Here is a 25,164-nt window from a genome sequence, read left to right on the forward strand (position 1 = left end):
TTGAACTTCTATTATTGCCCCTGGGCTTGCTTGGCTGGCGCTTCTTGCTCGATGACTTCTTGCGGTGCTTCTACCTCTTCTTCGTTGGTGTTGTCCATGCCGTTGGCCAATGTCATGTACTTCTGGCTAACATCAACCACGGCTCTGCCACGCAGAAAGTTTCGGCCGATCAAGATGGGGTAATCGAAGCGCTCGCGATCAGCCAAGGTAACTTCTACGGTTTCGCGCAGAGTGCCCATGCGCAAATCCAATTCCACCACCTGGCGTCGTACGTTATCCACACCGTGCTGTTTGATTCTTACAGTGCGCACCACGGGAGCTTTAACCTCTGACATATCATCAGAGCTGCGGTCGGTGACGGTAAACTGCACCCATTTGCGGCCATCTCGCTCAAATTCCACGATGTTTGAGGCATCAATGGAAGTTGTTTCCGCACCGGTGTCAATACGGGCCTTTTTACGCATATCAATGGACATAACATCCACATACTCGATGCGGCCAATAATGGCGATATCACCTTCCTTAGTTACCGCACCGCTGATAATGGTAGGGCATGCAACTGGGGCAGGGCAGGCGGCTTCTTTTTCAATTACCACGGGTTCGCAGGCCATAACCGGGGGCTCTTCAACCGCTGGCTCATCGATGGTGATGGGTTCCTCGGTATCTTCTATAACAACCGGTGGTTCTTCGACATTCGGCTTCGTGTTGAACAAACCACAACCGGTCAAAGTCAGCAGTGAGGCGACTAACGCCGCGCTGCGAAGATGACGACTAAACATTCGAGACATTCCTAATCCTGTGATCCTTAATATGGTTTGCTGGCGCTGCGACGGTGGATTTACAAGTGTTTTACGAAAACGACTCACTTCGTGGCCGCTACCCAACAAATTTGCGGCTGGGCACTGGGGGTAATCTGATCACCATGGAGGCTTTTAACGGCTAATCCACTGCCTATGCGGGCTCTAATCTGGCCCGCAGATAACTACACACAGGCAATACTGTCTTCCCCCAATCGCGCGCGGCGCAAGAATACCAAAAGGACCGTGCTGCAACAAACCGGAGTGGTACTCAGGGAGGGATTAAATCTGGCTGGATTGGCGGGAGTTCATTGGTGGGGAAAAGTTCCCTGCTAACAAAAAGATAATGGTAACGAACAACTAACGAGCGGGTAGGTTTCCGACCTGGACGCTCGACAGTTTCTGTGGTGCCGTCACTTTTAGCACGCTAATTTGGCACGCCGTGCTCTGTTACTTGCGGTTGGTTGAAATATAACCGATTTGGGTATTAGAAAAAGCTATGATGCTATAACGGTTTGGTATTGCTGGCTTGCCGCTGTGGCGAGCAGGGCCGTATAGTCTTGCCACTATAAATACAACGGGGTACCCCCATGCACATCCAAAATGCCTGGTATGTCGCAGCGACAGCTGAAGAAGTCACCGTCAAGCCCTTACGGCGTCGAATCTGTAATCAACCTATGGTGCTCTATCGAGATAGCAATGGGGCCGTCAAAGCTCTAGAAGACTTTTGCCCGCACCGCGGTGCGCCACTGTCTCTGGGGTTTGTTGAAGGCGATAACATTGTATGCGGCTATCACGGCCTCAAGATCGCCAGTGATGGCAGGCCAGACTCCATGCCTGGCCAGAATGTTAAAAATTTCCCCTGCGTGAAAGCCATTCCCAGTTTGGAATACGGTGGTTTTGTCTGGATTTGGCCGGGCGCCCCAGAGCAAGCCACGCGCGATGCCCTACCAAGCTTACCCTGGGCCGAGGGCGATGACTGGGCCTACGGTGGAGGACTATTCCACATCAAGTGCGATTATCGACTGATGATCGATAATCTTATGGACCTGACCCACGAAACCTATGTGCACGCCGATTCCATCGGCCAAAAGGAAATCGACGAAGCGCCGGTAAAATCCAGAGTGGATGGCGATACCGCAATCACCGAGCGCTACATGGAGAACGTCTCCGCGCCGCCATTCTGGCAGATGGCATTGCGGGCCAATGATTTGGCCGATGACGTGCCCGTGGACCGCTGGCAGATTTGCCGGTTTTCACCGCCCAGTCATGTCTTAATCGAAGTTGGGGTAGCCCACGCCGGCCATGGTGGCTACTCGGCGCCTGCGCAGCACAAAGCTGGCAGTGTGGTTGTGGATTTCATCACTCCAGAAACCGATGGCACCATGTGGTACTTCTGGGGCATGGCGAGAACCTTTAAGCCTCAAGATACCGAGCCCACTGAATCCATAAAGCAGGGCCAGGGCAAGATCTTCACAGAAGACCTCGAAATGCTGGAGCAACAGCAAGCCAACCTCGAGCACTACCCTGGTCGCCGTCTGCTAAAGCTCAATATCGATGCCGGCGGCGTCCTATCGCGGCGCATTATTGATCGGCTGATAAAGGCTGAGCAAAACGTCCCGGCAGTTTAATCAGGTGCTAGGGCGATTTAGCCTACTTTGCAGTAGGTTTTAACCTTTGGCTTTGGTTCATGTATTACCAAAGCCAAAACACCCTTTCCTCAGGTCAATTTTTTCTACCTTCGCGTAAATTTTTAAAGCCTGCGCAAGCCTCACATTTATTAGGAAGCTCTCAACTCAAAGCCTTCGGCTTTGAGGGGCGAATTGCGCACCTCGATTTTTTGCAGGATAGTAACTTGTGGTTTATTTTGCATGGTAAATCGTCACTTACCGCCATTCTGGTTTCTGCGGTTTTTCCTTACTGTTGTCCTGTCGTAACCAAGCGTCAATCAAAACCATATATAAAGCTTGGAAACGTCGTTCAGAGACTAAGCATAATAACTATAGGGCATAAGAGCATGAACCAACTCAATAACCGCCAACGCCTTTGGCGCAGGCGATTCCCCAACACAACCTTTACCTCCTTACTTTTGGCCGCTAGCGTCGCAGCGCCGTATGGCACAGTCACGGCAGCACAAATCGAAGAAATTGTGGTAACCGCTCAAAAACGCGAGCAGGGCAGCCAGGATATCGGCGCTGCAATCACGGCATTTGGCAGCGATCAGCTGGCCAAGTCAGATTTCAATAACATTGGTGATCTTCAGGCGATGGCGCCCAGTTTGCAAATCGGCGAGAGCTTTGGCTTTGCGCAGATTATGATTCGCGGCATTGGCACCGATAACCCCTTTGCCGGCGGTGACCCGTCTGTGGCGATGCACATTGACGGTGTCGTCACAGGTCAGTCGTCCGCACAGTTTGGATCGTTATTTGATATTGAGCGCGTTGAAGTTTTACGTGGCCCTCAGGGTACGCTTTACGGTCGTAACGCCACCGGTGGTTCTATTAATGTCATTACCCAAAAGCCCTCAGAAGAGCTAAATGGTTACGCTCGCGTCACCGTGGGTAATTACGAGCTTGCCAAGCTAGAAGCCGCCGCCGGTGGCGCGTTAACCGATGGTGTTATGGGGCGTATCGCGGTGCGCGCTCTAGACCGTGGCGGCTATGGCGAAAATATCGCTGATGGCGGTGATATTGACGATGCCAAGCAGCAGTCCATCCGCGGTCAATTACTCTTTGAGCCAAGTGATACGGTCAGTATGCGCGTATCGGCCGAGCGCCACGAAGAAGACGACACCAACTACATTCCGAAATTCCGCTCGCCGTCCTACGACACAGCGCCTTTGCCGGCGCTAGAGCCGCAGCCGGTGGATGGCACCCGTGCATCGGACCCTAGAGACATTAATTCCAATGTGGATTTGCAAAACGAACGCGAGCAGGCGTCTTATTCGCTAGAGGCGAACTGGGATATTAATGAGGTTTTTTCTCTTACCTCGTTGAGCAACTACCAAACCTTTGAGAAAACGCCCCAGGCCGACTTTGACATGACCGAAGTCGATTTTTACATCTGGTCAGAAAGTTTTGAAACCGAACAAACCAGCCAGGAATTGCAATTTAACTTCAGCACCGATCGAGTAAAGGGGATTGTCGGCTTCTTTTATTACCACGAATAAATAGAATCCGATAACCGCTTGGATCTCAATCTAGTACCGCAATTTGTCATTGACGGTAACCCAACGTTAACCGGTTGTGGCTTCGACGATAACCAATCAAACCGCATTATCGGTGCTGCAGAAGAAGATCTTTGCTTTTTGTTTCGTGGTTCTGCTGAAGCCGAGGCCTATGCATTATTTACCAATGTCTCAGTGGATTTAACCGATGATCTCACGCTCAATGTGGGCGGCCGTTACAGTGATGAAAGCCGAGAAGGTTATACCGATTATTGGACTGCCCCTGGCGCGCCGGTGTTAACCTTTGCCGATGACAAAAGCTTCAAAGAATTTTCGCCCAGCGTTCGCCTGGAGTGGAACGCGAACGATGATGTGCTGCTCTACGCTGGCTACTCAGAGGGCTTTAAAAGTGGCATTTTCTTATCCGGTCAGCGCTCCCCAGTGTTGGATCCGGAAATCGTCGACGCTTTTGAAATCGGCATGAAAGGCATGTTCTTAGACCGTCAATTGCAATTAAATGCGGCGGCTTTCTACTACGATTACACCGATTTGCAACAAGGCCGCAGTGTGCCAGCGGGTACCAGCGGTTTTACCCTAGTGTATGAAAACGCGGCGTCAGCGGAAATTACCGGTTGGGAAATGGAGTTTACTTGGCTGGCCAGTGAAGTGGTGCGTATCGATGGTTCGGTGACCTACTTGGACGCTACCTTCGACGACTACACCTCAACCGACCCATTCGACACGGTATACCAACAATTGGGATTAATCGATGCGGGGGTAGATCTTACCCAGCAGCTGTCGGGCAATCGTATGGTGCAATCACCGGAGTGGGCCGGCAACCTAGGTGTTACCTTGGATTTCCAATTGGCAAACGACTGGGCGTTGTCTTCCACGCTGGCCGCATCCTACAAAGACCAGGTCTATTTCTCGCAATTCAACCACGATGCGCTCAGCCAGGAATCTGTTACCACGGTTAACGGCAACGTAACGCTTACATCGCCGGATGAGCAGTGGTCGGTGAATATGTGGGGCAAAAACCTTACCGATGAAGAAATCTACCTGGGCACGTTTATTTTAAACAGTTCCAGAACCAACGCAGGCTTTATGGCGCCACCGCGCACCTATGGTCTCACCGTTGGCTATAACTTCTAGTAAAAAAGGTATAACGCAGTGCACAGGGTTACGGCAAATAAACAATCCGTTATGCTTGCTCCGGGCTGGTTACAGCTCGGGCCCTGGCGCACCGTGTGGCACCTCTTACTTTCGTGTTTGATGACGTGTTCATCCAATGCCCGCGAAGTTGTGTGTGCAGGTAATGGTAAACAAACATAAGAATAACCCTATGGAAAACGTCGTAGACGCAAAAAAAATCCTCGATCAATCCCCCATGCACGGCTTTCAAATCATGGCGGTGGGGCTGTGCATCTTGCTGAATGCACTGGACGGTTTTGATGTACTAGCCATCAGTTTCGCATCTCCCGGCATCGCCGCAGAGTGGTCCATTAACCGGGCTGCTTTGGGTATCGTGTTGGCTATGGAATTGGTAGGTATGGCCATTGGTTCCATTATTTTGGGCGGCATGGCTGATAAATACGGGCGTCGGCCAACTATCTTATTCTGTTTAGTGCTTATGACCATCGGCATGTATCTGGCGTCGCTAGTGGGTTCTGTCAATCAATTATTGATTGTGAGATTTATCACCGGTTTGGGCATTGGCGGTATGCTGGCATCAACCAATGCCATGGTGGCTGAGTTCGCCAATGCCAAATTCCGTAACCTGGCGGTAATTTTAATGGCCACGGGTTATCCCATTGGCGCTATCGTTGGCGGGTCTATTTCTACGGTGCTGCTGCAGCAATACGATTGGCGAGCCATCTTTGTGTTTGGAGCCGCGGTTACCTTCGCATTTTTGTTTATTGTGTGGTTCTTACTGCCGGAATCCATCGAGTATTTACAGCGCAAGCAGCCGGGCGATGCCCTGCAGCGCATTAATAAAACGCTGGCAAAAATGGGCCATCAGGCACTGCCTGGGTTGCCTCCCAAAGCTGAACCAAATTCTGCGGCTAAATCCAGCTATCACACATTATTTTCTCCGCAGTACCGCTCACTAACCGTATTAATGGTGGTGGCTTATTTCTCTCTGATTATGACCTTCTACTTTATTCTAAAGTGGATTCCTAAAATCGTTGTGGACATGGGGTATGAGCCATCATCCGCCGGTTCGGTGCTGGTGTGGGCCAACATCGGTGGCGCCACTGGTTCTATTTTGCTGGGCCTAATTGCCTCTAAATTTCGGTTGCGCAAGTTGTTAATGGGTACCTTGGTAGCCGGTTTTGCCATGGTCACTGTTTTCGGTATGGGGCAAAGCTCACTGAGTGGGTTGGCTACCATTGCAGCCATGACCGGCTTTTTTACCAATGCCAGTGTAGTGGGCTTTTACGCTTTGATTGCTAATGCGTTCCCCGCGGATGTGCGTGGCAGTGGTACTGGGATTGTTATTGGCATAGGCCGTGGCGGTGCCGCACTTGGGCCTATTTTGGCCGGGTTTTTATTTACGGCCGGCTTTAATCTACAAACCGTTTCCGTGGTAATGGGTGCAGGCGCACTGGTTGCTGCCGCTGCGTTGGTATTCTTGGGGCCGGTGTTAAAACGACACAAGCTACCCAGCAGCATTTAATAACGAAAACTTGGAGGGAACAATGAACTTCGAACGCATAAATCCAATTACAGGCGAAGTTGCAAGCAGTGCCGAAGCCATGCAGACGGCCGATATTCCGGCCATTGTGGAGCAGGCACAAGCCGGCTTTGAAGCCTGGTCTCAGCAGGGGCCAAATGCTCGTCGAGCGGTATTGGCAGCAGCAGCAGATGCCCTGCAGGCTAAGCAAGAGGAATTTGTCCAAGCCATGATGAACGAGATCGGCGCAACCCAGGGTTGGGCCATGTTCAATCTTATGCTGGCGGTTTCCATGATGCGCGAGGCGGCTTCCATCACCACACAAATTAATGGTGAGGTAATTCCCTCTGATAAGCCAGGCTGCTTGGCCATGGCAGTGCGAGAGCCTGTGGGGGTTATCCTCGGCATCGCCCCTTGGAACGCACCCATTATTTTGGGTGTCCGCGCAGTGGCTACGGCCTTGGCTTGCGGTAACGCCGTGGTACTCAAAGCCTCTGAAACCTACCCACGTACCCACGCTTTAATTATTGAAGCGTTAAGCGAAGCGGGCTTCCCTGAGGGCACCGTCAAGGTAGTCACCAACGCCCCTAAAGACGCTCCAGAAATCGTTGGTGCGTTAATTGATCACCCGCTGGTAAAACGCATTAACTTTACCGGTGCCACCAATGTTGGCCGCATCATCGCCAAGCGTGCCGCGGAGCATTTAAAGCCGTGTTTGCTAGAGCTGGACGGTAAAGCGCCTTTAATCGTATTGGACGACGCCGATCTGGACGAGGCCGTCAAGGCTGCGGCGTTCGGTGCGTTTATGAATCAGGGGCAAATTTGTATGTCCACTGAGCGCTTAATCGTGGTGGATTCTGTGGCCGATGCCTTTGCTGAAAAAATGGCGGCAAAAGCGAACAGTATGCCCGCCGGTGACCCGCGCGAGGGTGCCACCCCGCTGGGTGCAGTGGTAGATATGGCGACTATCGATAAAGTGAATGGCTTAATCGACGATGCCGTGGGCAAGGGTGCGCAAATATTATCCGGTGGCAAGGCAGATTCGGTATTGATGTCAGCTACCTTGGTAGACAAGGTTACCGATGAGATGAAATTGTATCGCGATGAAAGCTTTGGACCGGTAGTCGCCATGATTCGCGCCAAAGACGAAGCCGATGCAATTCGAATTGCCAACGACAGTGAGTACGGCCTAAGCGCTGCTGTGTTTACTCAAAACCAAGCTCGCGGCTTAAAGGTTGCGCGCCAAATCAAGTCTGGCATTTGCCACGTGAATGGCCCCACCGTACACGATGAAGCGCAAATGCCCTTTGGCGGTGTCGGCGCATCTGGCTACGGGCGTTTTGGCGGCAAAGCGGGTATCGACAGCTTCACGGAGCTACGTTGGATTACCGTAGAAACCGAAGCCGGCCATTTCCCCATTTAAAATTGAAAATTTGTATTGAGGCCTGTGGAGAGCGGGCCGAGATACCTTTGTAAAATTACTCTGTTGTAATAGGAACAAAATATGACAAGCGAACGCAGTGAAGAAGATACAGTTGCTTTTGACGTGGTTGATGGCATTGCTTGGGTTAAATTTAATCGGCCTGAAAAACGCAATTGCATGAGCCCAAAACTTAATCGCCAAATGATGCGTGTTTTACACGAGTTAGAATTCCGTGATGACGTAGGTGTATTGGTACTTACCGGCGAGGGCACGGCCTGGACGGCGGGCATGGATTTAAAAGAATACTTCCGTGAAACCGAGGTGCTTGGCTTGGGTGGCACTCGCCAGGCGCAGAGCGAATCCTACGGTTGGTGGCGTCGACTGCGCTGGTACCAAAAGCCAACTATTGCCATGGTAAATGGTTGGTGTTTTGGTGGCGGCTACGGCCCTTTGCACTCCTGTGATTTGGCCTTTGCCGCAGAAGATGCGCAATTCGGCCTAAGCGAAATTAACTGGGGTATTTTGCCCGGCGGCGGCGCCACTAAAGTTGCCACCAACTTGTTAAACATGCGTAACGCCATGTACCACGCCATGATGGGTGAGAACATCGACGGTACCACCGCGGCTGAGTGGGGCTTAATCAATGAAGCCATACCGGCGGATAAGCTTAAAGAGCGCGTTACTGCGGTGGCCAAAGTGCTATTAGAGAAAAACCCCATTGCATTAAAAGCTACCAAAGACGCTGTGCGCAGAGTGATGGAGATGACCTACGACAACGCCGAGGATTATCTAATCCGCGCCCAGGAAGCCGCTAATTTCTTTGACAACACTGGCCGCAAAGAGGGCATTAAGCAGTTTATCGACGACAAAACTTACAAGCCCGGTTTAGGTGCTTACGACAAATCCAAGCAGGAAAAATAAGCGCCGTGGTGGATTACGTTCAGATGCACGCCAGCTTGCACCCCACGCGAGCGGCAGTTACCGATTTGACCTTTGATTTGGCGTGGACTTATCAAGAGCTCAATCAGTTCATCGGTCAAACCGCAACCGTGCTTCAAGGTTTGGGGGTTGAGGAAGGCGCGCGGGTAGCGTGCCTTGCAAAAAACCGGGCTGAATTTATCGCCTTACAGTTTGCCTGTGCCCGCCTAGGGGCGATTTTTGTGCCGCTCAATTGGCGTTTGTCTGGCGAAGAGTTGAGTGTCTTGATTCAGGATTGCACGCCAACGGTGGTCTACGCCGACGATCTGGCGAGCTTATTAGAGCATGCTAAGGCGGTTGTGGCCGACCTTAACATCCAGCCTATAGATGGCTTAATCGCAAAATGTGGTTTGGTAGAACCTGCGCCATGTCATCCCATGTCGCCCGACTTACCGTCGTTGATGTTGTACACATCGGGCACCACGGGCAAGCCCAAAGGCGTGTTGTTATCCGAGCGTAATCTCACCGAGAACGCGATCAATTTCAGCCTTTTGGGCGAAGTGGAAGGCGGCAGCCACCTGCTGTGTGAATCGCCGATGTTCCACACCATTGGCATGGTGGCCTCGGTGCGCCCGGCGTTATTTCGCGGGGCAAAAATCTCGGTCTCTGACCGTTTTTTACCGGCTCGTACCCTGGCACGTTTAAGCGATGCCGAGCTGAGATTGACGCACTATTTTTGTGTGCCACAAATGGCGGTGATGTTGCGGGAAGAACCCGACTTCAACGCCGATAAACTGCGCGGCTTGACTGCGCTGTTCACCGGTGGGGCACCACACCCAGCGGCGCAAATACAAGATTGGCTAAACGATGGCATTGCCATTGTCGATGGTTATGGTATGAGCGAATCCGGCACGGTGTTCGGCATGCCGTTGGATCAAACGCTTATTGGCCAAAAAGCCGGTTGCGTAGGGGTGAGTTCACCGCGAGTGCAATCACGATTGGTGGACGACGAAGGCAATATTCTCGGCGCCGGCTGTGCTGGCGAGTTGCAAATTAAGGGCGACAATATCACCCGGGGCTATTGGCAGCGCCCAGAGGAAACGGCGAAAGCCTTCACCGAGGATGGTTGGTTCCGTACCGGAGACGTACTATTGCGAGATAACGACGGTTTTTATCGAGTTACAGACCGCAAAAAAGATATGTACATCTCCGGTGGCGAAAATGTTTACCCGGCTGAGGTAGAAGCGGTATTGGTGAAATATCCCGGCATAAAAGAGCTAGCGGTCGTGGGCTTGCCGGATGAAAAATGGGGCGAGGTAGGTTGTCTGTTCTACGTTGCCGAAGAGGCGATTACCCTGGTGGATATTGAAGCCTATTTAACTGAGCATGTCGCGCGCTATAAAATTCCAAAGCAGGTGCAAAAAATATCGGCTATACCGCGTAACAGCCTGGGTAAAATACTCAAACATCAGCTGCGAGACGAGTACTCTGTAGGCGTTTAAGCGCCTGTATGTAAACTTGTGCATCAAATACAGTATCTGCTCACACAACCGTTGGGGCCAAAGATATGATCGATCCAAAAACTGTGGCTGCCATCGACGTGCATGTCCACGCCGAAGTTTCCTGTCACGACCCAGAAGACCCGGTGATGGGCAAGTTTTTTGATGCCGCTACCAGCTATTTCAAAGCGCCTCGGCAACGGCCAACCATTCAGGAAACCATCGATTACTATCGCCAGCAGAATATGGCTTTTTGCCTATTTACGGTTGATTGTGAGGCCGGAGTAGGGGCCAAGCGCATTCGAAACGAAGAGATTGCCGAGCTTGCAAGGGACAACAGTGATGTGGTGATTCCCTTCGCATCCATTGACCCGCATAAAGGCAAGTTAGGCGCCCGGGAGGCCCGTGATCTGATTGAAAACTGGGGGGTTAAGGGCTTTAAGTTTCACCCGCCTATGCAGGATTGCAGCCCGGCCGATCGAATGGGTTATCCTATTTATGAGGTGATCGCAGAACACAAGTTGCCGGCCATCTTTCACACTGGCCACTCTGGCATGGGTACCGGCTTAAAAGGCGGTGGCGGTATAAAGCTGAAATACGGCCAACCTATTTTGGTTGATGAGGTGGCGGTAGATTTTCCAGACATCAATTTTATTTTGGCCCATCCTGGTTGGCCCTGGACTGACGAAAGTCTCTCCATGGCTTTGCACAAAGCCAATGTGTTTATCGATTTAAGCGGCTGGTCCCCCAAGTACTTTCCACCGCAGATTATCCAATACGCTAATACCCAGCTCAGCCACAAAATGCTGTTCGGCTCGGACTTTCCGTTAATTCGTCCGGATGCCTGGATCGAAGCCGCAAAAAAGGTGGGTTTTAAAGACGAAGTGTTGCAAGCCATCATCAAAGATAACGCAGTGAAACTACTCGGCTTGTGATAGTCTTACCCGCTATGACAGCGGCCAATAATTTTTTCAGCGACCTTTTTCTACTTGCCGAGAGCAAAGGTATCCCGCGCGATGTGTTGCTCGATCGCACTGGCGTGCCAGAATCCGCTCTCAATGCAGGTGATACCCGAATCCCGGCCGAAAAACTCGCCCTTATCGTAGAAAGCCTATGGGATCATCTGCAAGATGAAGCCATGGGCATTGGCCAGCATCCCATTCCGCGCGGGGCCTTTCAAATGATGGGTAAGCTGGCCATCCACGAGGCCAATTTGGCCGATGCGCTTACCCTGGGTGTTCAGCTATACGGCATGGTTACCAAAGCCTACTCGGCTCAGCTAGACATCGATGGTGATTTGGCCACACTCAGCTTTCGCTTGGCTCCAGGGCACCAAGATCACAAGCACCTTTTGGCCGAAATCGTTTTAATGAGTTGGCATCGTTTTGCCTCTTGGCTTATTGCCGAAAGTATCACGCTCAACCATGTGCTGTTCGATTACTCCGCGCCGGCTCACGCCAGTGAATACGCTTATTTATTCCCGGGTAAGCACCGCTTTAACGAAGCTGCTCTTGGCCTAGTATTCCACAAAAATTATTTAGAGCACTCGGTGGTTCGCTCGCCGGAGTCGTTGGCGGCCTTTGTTCGGCGTGGGCCAAAAGAATTTTTTATGCAACCCGAAACAGACTTCAGTCTGTCTCAGGATGTGAAGCGTATTTTACAGCGGCGACTACAGGAAGGTTTCCCCATTATTGAAGACGTGGCTGGCCATTTAAATATGACCAAGCGCACGCTGATTCGGCGGTTAAAAATGGAGGGTACTTCGTACCAGCAGCTGAAAGATCTGGTACGGCGTGATAAAGCCGTGCACCTGCTGGCCCACAAGGCTGTACCGGTAAGCGAAATCGCTCAGAAAGTAGGCTTCTCCGATCCAGCAGTGTTCGCCCGTGCATTCAAAACTTGGACGGGTGTTTCTCCCCGTTGCTATCGTGCCGAACGCTTGGACGAGCGCGCCGTTAAGCCCGCCGGCGACTAGTGCTTAATCAACTCGATAAATCGTCGCTGTACTTTGGTGGGGCTGTAATTAGCCCTAAAGGTTAAGCCAATTTTTCGGCTGGTACCCGGCAAGGTTTGTGGGCTTACGGCCAGCAAACCTAAATCTACCTCCAGTTGAACTTGCTGCGCGGGAAGTAGCGCAACGCGATCGCTTTCCAATAAAATTCCTCGGATCGCAACCAGAGAACTGCACTCCACAATGTGCTCGGGTGGCTCTAAATCCTGTGAAGTAAAAAATCGAGTGAAGGCCTCTCGTGCAGGGGTATTCTCTTTTGGCGCAACCCACTCTAGTTCACGTAGCTCTTTTGCTGTGCTAGAAGGCGCAGTCGCCAGTGGATGGCTGGGTCTGACAACTAGGTGTAACGGGTCTTGAAATAGAAACTCTTGCACCACGTCCGGACTGGGCAGTGGGTCGCGCAGGGCGCCCACAATCATATCAATGCGCCCGTTCAATAGAGCACTGAGCTGTTCTTCGTAGGGGCCATCAATTATGCTCACTTGCGCCTTGTGGAACTCTTTCAGCAACTGTACCACCGCCTTTGGCACCATTTCTGTCCGCGAAAGGGGTAGGCTGCCCACGCGCAAGGTGCCGCGCAAAATACCGCCGTGCTCGCTGACTTCTTCCAGCCCCTGGGATAATTCAGAAAAGAATAAATTGATATGGCGCACAACCAAGCGTGCTTGCCAGGATGGCTCCACCCCATTAGGCGCTCGTCGGAAGAACGTCTGCCCACAGATGGCTTCCATTTCCTTTACTGCACGGTGCACAGTGGGTTGGGTTTGGCCCAGGCGACGCGCGGCGAGAGTGTAGCTTTCCTCTTCTACTACGCAAATAAAGGCTCGCAATTGCGTGGTGGTGAGCTGCCGGTAGATGGGAGTACGCTTGCTGGAGCGTTGGTTCTGCAAGTGTTTTTCGATGGCGGTTAGATGCTCAATAGCCCGTTCCACGCGGTCTAGGTAGATAACCCCTTGTTCCGTAGGGAATAAGCCAACCGAAGCGCGGTCAAACAGCTTGAATCCCAAAGAAGCCTCAAGCTTTTTCATGGCTTGGGTCAGCGCCGATTGCGTTAGGTGAATTTGGCTGGCGGCGCGGTTGATGCTGCCTTGGCGTTTCACTTCTATGGCAGCGGCAAGATGGCGGAGATTTGGGGCGTTGTTTAGTGGATTCACGGAACGTTCCTTTTTGAACCAATTATAGATAAATCTAATACCTATGCACAGCAATTGAAGTACAAAAAATTACCACCAACCGCCATTATTTAGGCCCATAAAATCAATTCACGTAAAAGGGGGCTGTTATGCCAGTTTGTGTCACAGAAATAGATCGCGTAGACGAATCCGTGGTGGAGCTGTACCAGGGCGCAGAGGTTGCTACGGTACACGAGGCCCAGGGGCGCAAAGGGTTATTGGCTTCTTATATGTCGCCCATCTACAAGCCTGCCGCCATTGCAGGCCCAGCCGTTACCTGTGAAGTGGCCCCCAATGATAACTGGATGATTCATGTTGCTGTGGAGCAATGCCGGCCAGGTGATGTGCTGGTGGTGTCCCCCACAAGCCCCTGTGAAGATGGATTTTTTGGCGATTTGCTCGCCACCTCGTTAAAAGCCCGCGGTGTTCTAGGGTTGATTATTGACGGCGGCGTGCGTGATACCCAAACGCTAACTGATATGGGCTTCCCAGTTTGGTCTAAGGCTGTTTTTGCCCAGGGTTGCGTAAAAGAGACCGTGTGTAACGTTAACGTACCCGTAGTGTGCGCCGGCGCGCTGATCAACCCTGGTGATTTGATTGTTGCCGACGGTGATGGTGTGGTGGTGGTACGTAAAGGCGAAGCCGCTGCAGTGCACGAGAAAGTCAAAGCCCGTGAAGCCAACGAAGAGGCCAAGCGCGCGCGCTTTGAAGCCGGCGAGCTGGGCTTGGACATCTACAACATGCGCGAGCGCTTAAAAGAGAAGGGCATGCGTTGGGTTAAAAGCCTGGACGAAGTCTAAGCCGAGGACATTACCGTGCAGCAAGCCATTCCATGCATGGTCTACCGAGGTGGTACCTCTAAAGGCCTGTATTTTTTAGCCAGCGATCTACCCCAGGAGCCAGAGGCGCGTAATCAAGTGTTACTGGCTGCCATGGGTTCGCCGGATACGCGCCAAATTGATGGTATGGGCGGGGGCCACCCCTTGACCAGTAAAGTGGCTGTGGTTAGCCCCTCCGCCCACGACGACATTGACGTCGATTACCTGTTTCTACAGGTGGTGGTAGATAAGGCCGAAGTCAGTGATGCGCAAAATTGCGGCAATATCTTAGCTGGGGTTGGACCCTTCGCCATTGAACGCGGTTTGGTGGCAGCCCAAGACGGCCACACCGATGTGCGTATTCATATGGTTAACACCGGTGCCAAAGCGGTCGCTCGGGTAGAAACCCCTGGCAAACAGGTTAATTACCAGGGGGAGGCCAAGATCGACGGCGTTCCCGGCAGCGCAGCCCCGGTGCCCATCGACTTTTTGGATATCGCTGGCTCCAGTTGCGGTGCGTTACTGCCTACGGGCAATTTGGTCGATGAGATCAATGGTGTTTCGGTAACCTGTATCGATAACGGCATGCCTGTAGTGGTTTTAGACGCCGCAGATTTCGGCATTGAAGGCACAGAGAGCCCAGAACAGCTTGAAGCCAACGCAGAGCTTAAGCAAAAAGTGGAGGCAATCCGGCTAGCCATCGGCCCGCGCATGAATCTAGGCGATGTGGAGAAAAAAACCGTACCTAAAATGTGTTTAGTGTCACCACCGGTGAATGGCGGCGTAATTAACACGCGGACGTTTATTCCACATCGCGTGCACGAAGCCATTGGCGTTTTAGGCTCGGTTAGCGTGGCCACTGCCTGTGTTATGCCAGGCACCGTTGCCTATGATTTAACTGGTGCAACAGATGCTGCGTCCGGTGCCAGCCTGATTGAAGTTGAACATCCCACCGGCTTTTTCTCCGTGGAAATGGACATTGCCCAAGGCGACGGCGCCGACATTACGGTCAACCGTGCAGCACTGTTGCGAACCGCGCGCTTACTTATGTGCGGCGAAGTGTTTGTGTAACTTAGAGCGGAAATAGAGCGGAAATTACGGTTGCTTTTCAGTTCTGCCACCGATTCATAAAGTAACAAAGCGTCAGCTCCCAGGCTGGCCAACAAGAGAACCAAGCTTATGATTATTGATTGCCACGGCCACTACACAACAGCGCCAGAGCCACACCAGTTATTCCGTGAAGCGCAATTGGATGCGTTTAAGCAAGGTACTGCGTTACCTGAAGTACCTTCCATCAGCGATGAGCAAATTCAAGAAAGTATCGAGCAAAACCAACTGCGCTTGCTAAAAGAGCGCGGTGCAGATATGACCATTTTCTCGCCACGGGCATCGGCCATGGCACACCACCTGGGCGACCGTGCGGTTTCCGAGCAGTGGACGTCTGCCTGTAACGATTTAATCAAGCGCGTGGTGGATCTTTACCCAGAATACTTTATTGGCGTCTGCCAACTGCCGCAATCGCCGGGCGTAGATATTAGCCACTCCATTAAAGAATTGGAGCGCTGCGTTGATGAGCTTGGCTTTATCGGTTGTAACCTCAACCCAGACCCTTCCGGTGGCCATTGGACCTCGGCACCGTTAACCGATAAATCTTGGTATCCTTTCTTCGAAAAAATGGTAGAGCTGGATGTGCCGGCCATGATCCATGTATCGGGTTCGTGTAACCATAACTTCCACGCCACCGGTGCCCACTATATCAACGCTGATACCACCGCGTTCATGCAGTTTATCCAAGGCGATTTGTTCAAAGATTTCCCCGATTTGCGCTTTGTGATTCCACACGGCGGTGGCGCGGTGCCTTACCACTGGGGTCGTTACCGAGGTTTAGCGGATATGCTTAAGCGGCCACCGCTGGTAGAGCATGTTATGAAAAACGTCTTCTTTGATACCTGCGTATACCACCAGCCGGGTATTGATTTGCTGTTTCGTGTCATCGACATCGATAATATTTTGTTTGGTTCTGAAATGGTGGGTGCCGTGCGCGGTATCGACCCAGAAACCGGTAACTTTTTTGATGACACCAAACGCTATGTAGATGCGTTAAACTTAAACGATGTAGACCGTGAAAAGGTGTTTTCCGGTAATGCGCGTCGTGTCTATCCGCGTTTGGATGCGTCGCTTAAAGCGCGAGGCATATAACAATGAGTGATTTCACCATGGATTTTGGTTGGCGGGTATATCACCCAAACCCAACCAAACCGAGTTTTAAATTACCCGCCGGAGCGGTAGACGCCCATTGCCACGTATTTGGCCCAGGTGATGTTTTCCCCTATGCGCCTCAGCGTAAATACACACCCTGTGACGGCCCCAAAGAAAAACTGTGGGCGCTGCGTGATCACCTAGGTTTGAGCCGTAACGTGATTGTTCAGGCTACCTGCCACGGCGCCGATAACCGCGCCCTGGTCGATGCCTTAGCGCACTCCGATGGTAAAGCTAGAGGCGTGGCCACGGTAACAAAAGATGTGACCGAGCAAGAGCTGCAAGAGCTGCACGCTGCGGGTGTGCGCGGCGTACGCTTTAATTTTGTTAAGCGCCTGGTAGACAAACTACCGTTTGATACGCTTGAAATTATTTCACAAAAGATCGCCCCATTAGGTTGGCATATCGTGATTTATTTTGAGGCCCAGGAGCTGCCCGAGCTGTACTCCTTCTTTACCTCTTTGCCCACCGATGTAGTAGTAGATCACATGGGGCGGCCAGACGTGACCAAGCCCATTGACGGCGAAGAGTTCTCGTTGTTTTTAGAGTTGTTGAAAACCAACAAGAACTTTTGGTGTAAAGTAAGTTGCCCGGAGCGGTTAACTCAGCAGGCATCCTATAACTACGATGATGTCGTACCCTTTGCCCGCAAAGTTGTAGAAACATTTCCAGATCGCGTATTGTGGGGCACCGATTGGCCACACCCAAATCTGAAATCCCACACCCCAGATGAAGGTCAGCTGGTGGATTTCATTCCTCGCATTGCGGTAACCGCTGAACTGCAACAAAAATTATTGGTCGACAATCCCATGCATTTGTATTGGCCAGAGGAGCAGGGTTAAATTATGGCACTGGAAAAACCTTATCAAGATATTCCCGGCACCACTATTTTTGATGCCGACCAAGCGCGTAAAGGCTTTCATCTAAATCAGTTTTGCATGTCGCTGATGAAAGCCCCCAATCGTGAAAAATTCTTACTCGACGAACGAGCCTATCTAGACCAATGGCCCATGACTGAAGCGCAAAAAGCCGCGGTTATAGCTCGCGATTACAATGAAATGATGTCTTTGGGTGGCAATATTTACTTTTTGGCAAAAATCTTTTCTACCGACGGACTGAGCTTTCAATTTGCTGCCGCCACCATGACGGGAATGAGCCAGGAAGAATACAAAAAAATGATGATCGAAGGCGGCCGCTCGCCTGAAGGCAACTTATACAAAGAGAGTGATTCCAATGGCTAAAATTTCTGCCAGTGTCTATACCTCCCACGTACCGGCCATTGGTGCGGCCATCGATAATGGCGTTACCGATGAAGCCTATTGGCAGCCGTTATTTAAGGGCTACGAGTACTCCAAGGAGTGGATTAAGGAAAATATGCCAGACGTAGTGTTGTTGGTATACAACGACCACGCAACGGCTTTCGATTCTAATTTTATTCCTACCTTTGCCATGCTCACCGGTGAAGAGTTTAAGCCTGCTGACGAAGGCTGGGGCCCACGTCCAGTGCCCAACGTAAAAGGCCACCCTGAGCTGGCATCGCATCTGGCGCAGTCGTTAATTTTGGATGAGTTCGATCTAACGGTTGTTAACAGCGTTGACGTTGATCACGGTTTAACCGTGCCGCTGTCATTAATGTTTGGCCAGCCCGAGCATTGGCCGGTTAAGGTAATCCCAATTGCCGTTAATGTGGTTTTGTATCCAGTGCCCACGGGCAACCGTTGCTATGCCTTGGGCAAAGCGCTTAAAAAGGCCGTAGAAACGTTTGATGACGACTTAAACATTCAGATTTGGGGCACTGGCGGCATGAGCCACCAGCTGCAAGGTCCAAGAGCTGGGTTAATTAATAAAGAGTTTGATAACAACTTTTTAGATAAACTGGCGTCAGAACCAGAAGAATTAGCTCGGACACCACACCTTGACTACGTTCGCTTGGCCGGCTCAGAAGGTATTGAGCTGGTAATGTGGTTGGTGGCGCGTGGCGCAATGGACGATAACGTAATACAAAAACACCGTTTCTATCATGTGCCTGCTTCCAACACTGCAGTAGGGCACGTGATCTTAGAAAACGGGAAACAAACTGAGGAGCTATAAACATGAAAGTACTACTTTCAGGCCCAGGTGCCTTCGGCATCAAGCATTTAGACGGGATTAAAAAAATCGATGGTGTAGAAGTTGTCTCATTAGTGGGCCGTACCCTCGACAAAACTCAAGCGGTAGCAGACCAATACGGCATTAAACACGTTTCAACAGACTTAGCAAAAGCACTAGAAGAAACCGCAGCGGAAGCCGTTATCCTTTGTACACCCACACAGCAACACGCGTCGGAGTCTATCCAATGCATGAAAGCGGGTAAGCACGTACAGGTAGAAATTCCTCTGGCCGACAGCTGGGCAGAGGCCGAAGCGGTGATGAAAACCCAACAAGAAACTGGCTTGGTTTGTATGGTTGGGCACACTCGTCGCTTTAACCCATCTCATCAGTGGGTTCACAAGCGCGTAGAATCCGGTGAATTAAACGTTCAACAAATGGACGTGCAAACCTATTTCTTCCGTCGTAAAAATATCAACGCCAAAGGCGAGCCACGCAGCTGGACTGATCACCTGTTGTGGCACCACGCTGCCCATACCGTGGATCTGTTCGCTTACCAAGCCAATTCTCCCGTGGTTGCAGCTAATGTGTTACAAGGCCCCGTTCACGAAGAGCTTGGTATTGCCTTAGATATGTCCATTCAAATGAAGGCGGCGAACGGTGCCATTTGTACTCTGTCTTTGTCTTTTAATAACGATGGCCCGCTGGGTACTTTCTTCCGTTATATCTGTGACAATGGCACCTACATTGCCCGCTACGATGATTTGGTAAACGGTAAAGAAGAGCCCATCGACGTGTCCAAAGTGGATGTTTCTATGAATGGTATTGAACTGCAAGACCGTGATTTCTTCGCTGCAATCAAAGAGGGCCGCGAGCCAATTTCCAGTGTGGCTAATGTGTTGCCATGCTACAAAGTGCTGCACGATTTGGAACAGCAGTTGTCTCACCACTCGTAAGAGTCGGTTACGGCGAGCCGGATGAAAACCGGTTCGCCATTTTAGATTGAGCTCAATTATTTTTTAATTCCATTACAAGACTATTGGCAGTGAAATTAACAGATTTATCGCAAGGGTTAACGCGCATTGGTTTGGGTTGTATGAACCTTAGCCATGCCTATGGCACGCCTCCTTCCGAGGAAGAGGGCATTAAAATGTTGCAACAAGCCTTCGACCTTGGGGTGCGTCATTTCGATACCGCAGCCCTGTACGGTTTTGGCCGTAACGAAACCTTAGTGGGTAAAGCGCTAAGCGGTAATCGCGACCAGCTGTTCCTGGCCAGTAAATGCGGTATGACCGGTGTTGATGGTAAGCGGGTCATCGACGGCCGCCCTGAAACATTAGTTGCCACTCTGGATGCGGCGTTGGAGCGGTTGCAAACCGACCACATCGATCTCTACTACCTGCACCGTTGGGACAAAAACGTCCCCATCGAAGACAGCGTTGGTGCGCTGTCGCGTTTAGTGGAGGCTGGTAAAATTGGCGCTATTGGTTTAAGTGAAGTCTCCGCCGATACCATTGCAAAAGCCCACGCGGTACATCCCATTGCCGCCGTACAAACCGAATACTCACTGTGGACGCGCAATGCTGAATTGGCAGTGCTAGGAGCCTGTGAGAGTTTGGGTATTGCTTTTGTGGCCTTTAGCCCACTGGCTCGTGGCTTTTTGGCCGACGGTGTTGCCAGCCCAGAAGTGCTTGAAGAGGGTGATATCCGCCGCAATATGCCAAGATTTAAAGAGCCGAATTTTTCCAGTAACGCGGAACTTTTAGCCAGTTTTAAATTTAAAGCCGCAGAGTTAAATATTACCCCGGCGCAGCTTTCACTGGCATGGTTGCTCGCTAAAAGCCCTAATATATATCCAATTCCAGGCACTCGTTACTTCAGCCATTTAGAAGAAAACATGGCAGCCGCCAATGTCAGTTTGTCGGCAGCGGTAATTGCCGAGTTGGATGCCTTAATTAATCAGTCTACGGTATCTGGTGGGCGTTATCCTCCAGCGACGCAAGCCGAAATCGATACCGAAGAGTTTGCCTAATCCCAACTTCCCGCCGGCCTCGTTGCCGGTGGGCTTTTTAATCTCCTTTCTTGTATTTACTTTTCTTTTAGTCACCGTCCTCTGCCGCTAGGCGATATTCCTTGGGCGATCTGCCTTCCTGCTTTTTAAATAAACGCGAAAAATACGCAGCATCTTTAAAGCCTAAATGATAGGCGATCTGCTCCAGCGGTTGCTGGGTGAAGATAAGACGACGCTTGGCTTCGGCAATAAGCCTGTCCAATATGATCTGTTTGGCACTGGTACCCAACTGAGACTGGCACAATCGGTTTAGTGTGGCGGTTGATGTGTTGATCGCAGAGGCGTACTCCTGTACTCGCCAGTGATCTTTGTAATGCAGTTCAACCAAGCGTTTAAACGATTCTAGTAAGCGGTTGGTTGATTCAGGTGTAACGCTGTTTAAGCTCATGGCTTCCCACTGCCGTGCAATGGTAATCAGCAATAGGTTAACGAGTGATAGAAGCACCGTATCTTTGCCGCGGTAGGGGGAGGAGAATTCTTGGCGTAGCAGTGTGGAATATTGTTTTAACAACGGCATTTGGTCGTCGTTGTCGGAGAACTTTAGCACCAGGCTATTTTGGAACAGCCTCGGCAGCATGGTAGCACTCCCGCCTTCGGACGCCTGAAATATATGATCAGAAAAGGTAATAACCACGCCATCACTATTAGGTTTAAATTCAAAACCGTGCACAACGCCTTTGGGCACAGTTACCAAGCCGGTGCCTTCCAGTTGGTGCTTTTTATCGTCTAGTTGTACGCTGAGTTGGCTGTCAAAAATGCATAATATTTGATGGAATTTACGGTGCCTGTGCGGTTTTATCACCCAATCTCTGTCGCGGCTGCGGGTGGCGATTTCCTCCACATGAACGGCTACGGGGCTTTCTATATCTGTGTTTTCACCGTACAAGCCAAAGGTTGGAATTGTGGTTGTCACCATGGTTAAGCACCGGCATTGCGAGGTAAGTTTGTTACTTGCGATTGCTATTAGCGTGATTCAAAAGTACCAGAATATGACGATTAAGTGAATGGTGCGGACAACTCATTGTTGCCACAATAGGCCTAACTAATAATCGATAAGGTCAGCCATTATGAATACCCTCAAAACTCAAGTCGCCATCATTGGCGCTGGCCCTTCTGGCTTATTACTCGGTCAACTACTGCACACACAAGGCATTGCTAATGTAATTATTGAGCGTGTGTCTGGTGAGTACATATTAGGCCGAATCCGCGCCGGTATTTTAGAGCAGGGCTTTGCCGATTTGGTACGGGAAGCAGGCGTTGCTGAGCGTATGGACGCCGAAGGAGAAATACACGAAGGCTTCTACGTGGCGAACAATGGTAAGTCACACCGTATCGATTTAGAAAAAATGACCGGTGGCAAAGTGGTGGTCTGTTACGGCCAAACCGAAATTACACGCGATTTAATGAAAGCGCGCGAAGGCGCTGGGTTACAAACCTTTTACGAATCCAGTGACACCCAACTGCACGACGTTAACCGCGAAACTCCTTACGTTACCTTTAAAAACAACGGTGAAGATTTCAAACTAGAGTGTGATTACATCGCCGGTTGCGATGGTTTTCATGGTGTTTCTCGTAAAACCATTCCCGAAGACAAGCGTACTGAACACGAGCGCGTATACCCGTTTGGTTGGCTTGGTTTTCTGAGCGATACGCCGCCGGTAAGTGAAGAACTAATCTACGCCAAAAGCGAGCGTGGCTTTGCTTTAGCCAGCCGCCGCAGTGCCACGCGCTCGCGCTATTATTTGCAAGTGCCTCTAACAGACAAAGTAGAAGAGTGGAGCGACGATCGTTTTTGGGATGAACTGGAAAAACGCTTGCCAGAAGAAGACGCCAAAAAGCTGGTGCGTGGCCCAAGCATTGAAAAAAGCATCGCGCCACTTCGTTCTTTTGTGTGCGAACCCATGCAGTACGGCAATTTGTTTTTAGTCGGTGATGCTGCCCATATCGTACCGCCCACCGGTGCTAAAGGATTAAATCTTGCCGCGTCTGATGTGGCCACCCTTTATAAAATTATGACTCGTGTGTACCACGACGGGGATAAGTCCTGTATCGCGCAGTATTCCGAAATCGCCCTGCGTCGTGTCTGGCACGGCGAGCGCTTCTCATGGTGGATGTCTAATATGCTGCACGATTTTGGCGATACCAAAGTCAACGATATGGATGCAGAAACCTTTGATCGATTTATGTCGTCAGAGCTGGATTACTTTATGAATTACGAAGAGGGTCGCCGTGTGGTCGCTAACCAGTACGTCGGTATGCCCTACGAAGATCTCCACTAAATTGCCCCATAGACGCTAACAATCTCTCTTGGCTTAGATACCCGCACCTAGTTGCGGGTTTTTTTTGCCCAAAAATACTGTTTGTGTTCAACAGTAACGAATAGTTAGGCGTGGTCATGTACATCGCTGGGTTGTCTTGCTAATTTTGGTGGGAGAGATAAAAAGACTATAAAAAACGGGGTGCTAATGAACAGCTTCGATGAAAGTGTTGATTTTTTAGTGGTGGGCAGCGGTGGTGGCTCCATGTGTGCGGCCTTAGTGCTAAGAGATGTAGGTAAATCCGTCGCCATACTGGAAAAGGCCCCTGTCGTCGGCGGTACAACCGCGCGCTCCGGTGGCGCCATGTGGATACCCAATAACCGCTTGATGAAACTGGCTGGTATCGAAGACAGCACCGAAAAAGCCGTTACTTATTTGGATAATCTGATCGGCGATAATCCAGAGTACCCTGCGGCCAACAGCGCACGCCGACTTAAATATATTAGCGAAGCCCCGCGTATGATTGACTTCATTACCGCCCAGGGTGTAAAGCTCGCACGCACTGATTTTTGGCCGGATTATTACGATACCTTACCCGGCGGTAGTCGTGGCAGCCGCAGTGTTTTCTCAGAAATATTTGACCTTAATGAGCTTGGCCCTTGGGCAAATAAAATTGGCTTTGGCTTTATTCCTCAGCCGGTTAATTTGTGCGATTTTTTACCCATTCCTTATGCATTAAAACAAAAAATTGGTACCAGGCTTACCATTATGTTGGGTGCAATGAACCTGGGCGAAATGATGAAGCTGCCCCATTTTAAACGTAGCTGGGCAGGCTTTAGCATGATGCTTAGGGTGGGCTGCAAATGGTTGTATGGCAAGCTAACAGGTAAACGTTACGTGGCTGCTGGGGTGGGGTTGCAAGGTCAAATGTTGAAAGCTTGCCTAGCCGCAAACGTTGATATTCGCGTTAACTGTGCCGTTGATGAGCTGATTGAAGAGGGCGGTAAAGTTGTTGGTGTGGTCACTAACAAAGACGGAAAACCATGGCGCATCAAAGCCAATCTTGGTGTGTTAATCAATGCCGGCGGCTTCGCACATAACCAAGCCATGCGCGATAAATACATACCGGGTTCACAAGCTGCCTGGAGCAGTGCTGTAGCCACCGATACGGGCGAGATGCTGCAAACCATGATGGACATGGGGGCAGCCGTAGGGCATATGCAAGAGCGCGTGGGAAACCAAACATCCCCCATGCCGGGGTTCGACCAAATGCCCATTAAACCAGCCATGCAGGCCGTTACCGCTAAGCCCCACTGTATTTTGGTAGACCAAACCGGCGTGCGCTACCAAGCAGAGGGCGGTTCTTATTCAGCCTATTGCAAGGGCATGTTGTCTCGCAACAGCGAGGCGCCTTCATTACCGAGCTGGGCCATATTTGATCAACGCTTGTTGGATAAATACATGTTCGGCGGCTGCATGCCGGGCCAAGCGGTGCATAAAGTAGAGGGCTGGAAGGCTGCGGGATATATGAAGCAGGCCAGCAGCATCGAAGCTTTAGCACAACAAATAGAAATGGACCCAGCCGTGTTAAAGGCAACGGTTGAGCGATTTAACGGTTTCGTTGCCCGTGGCGTGGACGAAGACTTCCACCGGGGGGAGAGTTACTATGACACTTGGCTGGGCGACCCCTACAAGGACGGAAACCCATCCTTGGGTGACATCGCTCAAGAGCCTTTCTACGCGGCACCGGTTTTACCTGGTGATATGGGCACCTACGGTGGGGTGATTACCGATACCCATGCGCGGGTGTTGAGAGAAGATGGCACTGTGATGGAAGGGCTTTATGCCACCGGCGTATCCACGGCTGGGGTCATGGGGCCGGCCTATCCCGGCGGCGGTTCTAGCGTTGGCCCGTCGTTTACGTTTGGTTACATTGCGGCTCGCCATGCAGTGGGCTTGGAATAGATTCAGGTTATACTGCTGGCTGTATTTCTTATTTAAAGGCGATTG

General features: G+C 51.0%; 22 protein-coding genes. 19 read left to right on the forward strand and 3 right to left on the reverse strand.

The annotated features are described in order from the left end of the window. Positions 1-11: 11 nt before the first annotated feature. Positions 12-788 (reverse strand): ATP-dependent zinc protease, encoded by a 777-nt coding sequence (locus tag ACGHM3_RS10255; protein WP_345416872.1) that lies wholly within the window; start codon positions 786-788, stop codon positions 12-14. Positions 789-1,387: 599 nt separating this feature from the next. On the opposite strand from ACGHM3_RS10255, the gene ACGHM3_RS10260 reads away from it, so the two are divergent. The 9 genes from ACGHM3_RS10260 (at position 1,388) to ACGHM3_RS10300 (ending at position 12,452) form a co-directional block, all read left to right on the forward strand. Next, positions 1,388-2,428, forward strand: coding sequence for an aromatic ring-hydroxylating dioxygenase subunit alpha (locus tag ACGHM3_RS10260; protein ID WP_345416869.1), 1,041 nt, complete (start codon positions 1,388-1,390; stop codon positions 2,426-2,428). 386 nt (positions 2,429-2,814) lie between these two features. Continuing rightward, positions 2,815-3,966: a TonB-dependent receptor gene (locus tag ACGHM3_RS10265; RefSeq protein ID WP_345416867.1), complete on the forward strand. Its 1,152-nt coding sequence runs from the start codon at positions 2,815-2,817 to the stop codon at positions 3,964-3,966. An 18-nt stretch (positions 3,967-3,984) separates the two neighbouring features. Further along, on the forward strand, positions 3,985-5,115 hold the full coding sequence (locus tag ACGHM3_RS10270) for a TonB-dependent receptor (RefSeq protein WP_345416865.1): 1,131 nt from the start codon (positions 3,985-3,987) through the stop codon (positions 5,113-5,115). A 190-nt stretch (positions 5,116-5,305) separates the two neighbouring features. Further along, a complete protein-coding gene (locus tag ACGHM3_RS10275; RefSeq protein WP_345416862.1) occupies positions 5,306-6,640 on the forward strand; it encodes an MFS transporter in 1,335 nt (444 codons plus the stop codon). 22 nt (positions 6,641-6,662) lie between these two features. Further along, on the forward strand, positions 6,663-8,060 hold the full coding sequence (locus tag ACGHM3_RS10280; protein ID WP_345416859.1) for an aldehyde dehydrogenase: 1,398 nt from the start codon (positions 6,663-6,665) through the stop codon (positions 8,058-8,060). An 81-nt stretch (positions 8,061-8,141) separates the two neighbouring features. Further along, positions 8,142-8,981 carry a p-hydroxycinnamoyl CoA hydratase/lyase gene (locus tag ACGHM3_RS10285; protein ID WP_345416857.1) on the forward strand — a complete coding sequence of 280 codons (840 nt, stop codon included), beginning with the start codon at positions 8,142-8,144 and terminating at the stop codon, positions 8,979-8,981. 5 nt (positions 8,982-8,986) lie between these two features. Continuing rightward, the gene (locus ACGHM3_RS10290; RefSeq protein WP_390518060.1) at positions 8,987-10,480 is read left to right on the forward strand and encodes an AMP-binding protein; all 1,494 of its coding nucleotides are present in this window, start codon (positions 8,987-8,989) and stop codon (positions 10,478-10,480) included. A gap of 65 nt (positions 10,481-10,545) precedes the next feature. Beyond that, a complete protein-coding gene (locus ACGHM3_RS10295; protein ID WP_345416851.1) occupies positions 10,546-11,412 on the forward strand; it encodes an amidohydrolase family protein in 867 nt (288 codons plus the stop codon). A 14-nt stretch (positions 11,413-11,426) separates the two neighbouring features. After that, positions 11,427-12,452, forward strand: a complete 1,026-nt coding sequence (locus ACGHM3_RS10300) for an AraC family transcriptional regulator (RefSeq protein ID WP_345416849.1) — start codon at positions 11,427-11,429, stop codon at positions 12,450-12,452. On the opposite strand, the gene ACGHM3_RS10305 is transcribed toward ACGHM3_RS10300, so the two are convergent. Beyond that, a complete protein-coding gene (locus tag ACGHM3_RS10305; RefSeq protein ID WP_345416847.1) occupies positions 12,449-13,642 on the reverse strand; it encodes a LysR family transcriptional regulator in 1,194 nt (397 codons plus the stop codon). The genes ACGHM3_RS10300 and ACGHM3_RS10305 overlap by 4 nt on opposite strands. Before the next feature lie 128 nt (positions 13,643-13,770). Here ACGHM3_RS10305 and ACGHM3_RS10310 point away from each other — a divergent pair, with 128 nt between their 5' ends. From ACGHM3_RS10310 to ACGHM3_RS10345, 8 genes are all read left to right on the forward strand, one after another. Further along, positions 13,771-14,460, forward strand: a complete 690-nt coding sequence (locus tag ACGHM3_RS10310) for a 4-carboxy-4-hydroxy-2-oxoadipate aldolase/oxaloacetate decarboxylase (RefSeq protein WP_345416844.1) — start codon at positions 13,771-13,773, stop codon at positions 14,458-14,460. A gap of 15 nt (positions 14,461-14,475) precedes the next feature. Further along, a complete protein-coding gene (locus ACGHM3_RS10315) occupies positions 14,476-15,549 on the forward strand; it encodes a 4-oxalomesaconate tautomerase (protein WP_345416841.1) in 1,074 nt (357 codons plus the stop codon). Positions 15,550-15,657: 108 nt separating this feature from the next. Beyond that, positions 15,658-16,677 (forward strand): amidohydrolase family protein, encoded by a 1,020-nt coding sequence (locus ACGHM3_RS10320; protein ID WP_345416838.1) that lies wholly within the window; start codon positions 15,658-15,660, stop codon positions 16,675-16,677. Between the two features lie 2 nt (positions 16,678-16,679). Further along, a complete protein-coding gene (locus ACGHM3_RS10325) occupies positions 16,680-17,579 on the forward strand; it encodes an amidohydrolase family protein (RefSeq protein ID WP_345416835.1) in 900 nt (299 codons plus the stop codon). A 3-nt stretch (positions 17,580-17,582) separates the two neighbouring features. Next, a complete protein-coding gene (ligA, locus tag ACGHM3_RS10330) occupies positions 17,583-17,978 on the forward strand; it encodes a protocatechuate 4,5-dioxygenase subunit alpha (protein WP_345416832.1) in 396 nt (131 codons plus the stop codon). After that, on the forward strand, positions 17,971-18,828 hold the full coding sequence (locus ACGHM3_RS10335; RefSeq protein WP_345416829.1) for a class III extradiol dioxygenase subunit beta: 858 nt from the start codon (positions 17,971-17,973) through the stop codon (positions 18,826-18,828). The genes ligA and ACGHM3_RS10335 overlap by 8 nt, the downstream gene beginning before the upstream one ends. A 2-nt stretch (positions 18,829-18,830) precedes the next feature. Then, positions 18,831-19,781 carry a Gfo/Idh/MocA family oxidoreductase gene (locus tag ACGHM3_RS10340; protein WP_345416826.1) on the forward strand — a complete coding sequence of 317 codons (951 nt, stop codon included), beginning with the start codon at positions 18,831-18,833 and terminating at the stop codon, positions 19,779-19,781. Between the two features lie 89 nt (positions 19,782-19,870). Continuing rightward, positions 19,871-20,857 carry an aldo/keto reductase gene (locus tag ACGHM3_RS10345; RefSeq protein ID WP_345416824.1) on the forward strand — a complete coding sequence of 329 codons (987 nt, stop codon included), beginning with the start codon at positions 19,871-19,873 and terminating at the stop codon, positions 20,855-20,857. Positions 20,858-20,924: 67 nt separating this feature from the next. Here ACGHM3_RS10345 and ACGHM3_RS10350 read toward each other — a convergent pair whose 3' ends face one another. Continuing rightward, on the reverse strand, positions 20,925-21,812 hold the full coding sequence (locus tag ACGHM3_RS10350; RefSeq protein ID WP_345416821.1) for a helix-turn-helix domain-containing protein: 888 nt from the start codon (positions 21,810-21,812) through the stop codon (positions 20,925-20,927). A 151-nt stretch (positions 21,813-21,963) separates the two neighbouring features. Between ACGHM3_RS10350 and pobA the strand changes: the two genes are divergently transcribed. Together pobA and ACGHM3_RS10360 are read left to right on the forward strand one after the other, a co-directional pair. After that, positions 21,964-23,175 (forward strand): 4-hydroxybenzoate 3-monooxygenase, encoded by a 1,212-nt coding sequence (gene pobA, locus ACGHM3_RS10355; protein WP_345416818.1) that lies wholly within the window; start codon positions 21,964-21,966, stop codon positions 23,173-23,175. A 186-nt stretch (positions 23,176-23,361) separates the two neighbouring features. Further along, positions 23,362-25,119, forward strand: a complete 1,758-nt coding sequence (locus ACGHM3_RS10360) for an FAD-binding protein (RefSeq protein WP_345416815.1) — start codon at positions 23,362-23,364, stop codon at positions 25,117-25,119. Positions 25,120-25,164: the final 45 nt, after the last annotated feature.

The organism is Halioxenophilus aromaticivorans, assembly GCF_042850945.1.
In the GTDB taxonomy this organism is placed as follows: domain Bacteria; phylum Pseudomonadota; class Gammaproteobacteria; order Pseudomonadales; family Cellvibrionaceae; genus Halioxenophilus; species Halioxenophilus aromaticivorans.

What these genes read in the sequence shown, in the direction of transcription:
- ACGHM3_RS10310 (WP_345416844.1), top strand. Translation starts at nt 13,771, where the DNA reads ATGCCAGTTTGTGTCACAGAAATAGATCGCGTAGACGAATCCGTGGTG.
- ACGHM3_RS10300 (WP_345416849.1), top strand. Translation starts at nt 11,427, where the DNA reads ATGACAGCGGCCAATAATTTTTTCAGCGACCTTTTTCTACTTGCCGAG.
- ACGHM3_RS10320 (WP_345416838.1), top strand. Translation starts at nt 15,658, where the DNA reads ATGATTATTGATTGCCACGGCCACTACACAACAGCGCCAGAGCCACAC.
- ACGHM3_RS10350 (WP_345416821.1), bottom strand. Translation starts at nt 21,812, where the DNA reads ATGGTGACAACCACAATTCCAACCTTTGGCTTGTACGGTGAAAACACA.
- ACGHM3_RS10340 (WP_345416826.1), top strand. Translation starts at nt 18,831, where the DNA reads ATGAAAGTACTACTTTCAGGCCCAGGTGCCTTCGGCATCAAGCATTTA.
- ACGHM3_RS10260 (WP_345416869.1), top strand. Translation starts at nt 1,388, where the DNA reads ATGCACATCCAAAATGCCTGGTATGTCGCAGCGACAGCTGAAGAAGTC.
- pobA (WP_345416818.1), top strand. Translation starts at nt 21,964, where the DNA reads ATGAATACCCTCAAAACTCAAGTCGCCATCATTGGCGCTGGCCCTTCT.
- ACGHM3_RS10285 (WP_345416857.1), top strand. Translation starts at nt 8,142, where the DNA reads ATGACAAGCGAACGCAGTGAAGAAGATACAGTTGCTTTTGACGTGGTT.
- ACGHM3_RS10255 (WP_345416872.1), bottom strand. Translation starts at nt 788, where the DNA reads ATGTCTCGAATGTTTAGTCGTCATCTTCGCAGCGCGGCGTTAGTCGCC.
- ACGHM3_RS10335 (WP_345416829.1), top strand. Translation starts at nt 17,971, where the DNA reads ATGGCTAAAATTTCTGCCAGTGTCTATACCTCCCACGTACCGGCCATT.
- ACGHM3_RS10275 (WP_345416862.1), top strand. Translation starts at nt 5,306, where the DNA reads ATGGAAAACGTCGTAGACGCAAAAAAAATCCTCGATCAATCCCCCATG.
- ligA (WP_345416832.1), top strand. Translation starts at nt 17,583, where the DNA reads ATGGCACTGGAAAAACCTTATCAAGATATTCCCGGCACCACTATTTTT.
- ACGHM3_RS10295 (WP_345416851.1), top strand. Translation starts at nt 10,546, where the DNA reads ATGATCGATCCAAAAACTGTGGCTGCCATCGACGTGCATGTCCACGCC.
- ACGHM3_RS10280 (WP_345416859.1), top strand. Translation starts at nt 6,663, where the DNA reads ATGAACTTCGAACGCATAAATCCAATTACAGGCGAAGTTGCAAGCAGT.
- ACGHM3_RS10325 (WP_345416835.1), top strand. Translation starts at nt 16,680, where the DNA reads ATGAGTGATTTCACCATGGATTTTGGTTGGCGGGTATATCACCCAAAC.
- ACGHM3_RS10265 (WP_345416867.1), top strand. Translation starts at nt 2,815, where the DNA reads ATGAACCAACTCAATAACCGCCAACGCCTTTGGCGCAGGCGATTCCCC.
- ACGHM3_RS10360 (WP_345416815.1), top strand. Translation starts at nt 23,362, where the DNA reads ATGAACAGCTTCGATGAAAGTGTTGATTTTTTAGTGGTGGGCAGCGGT.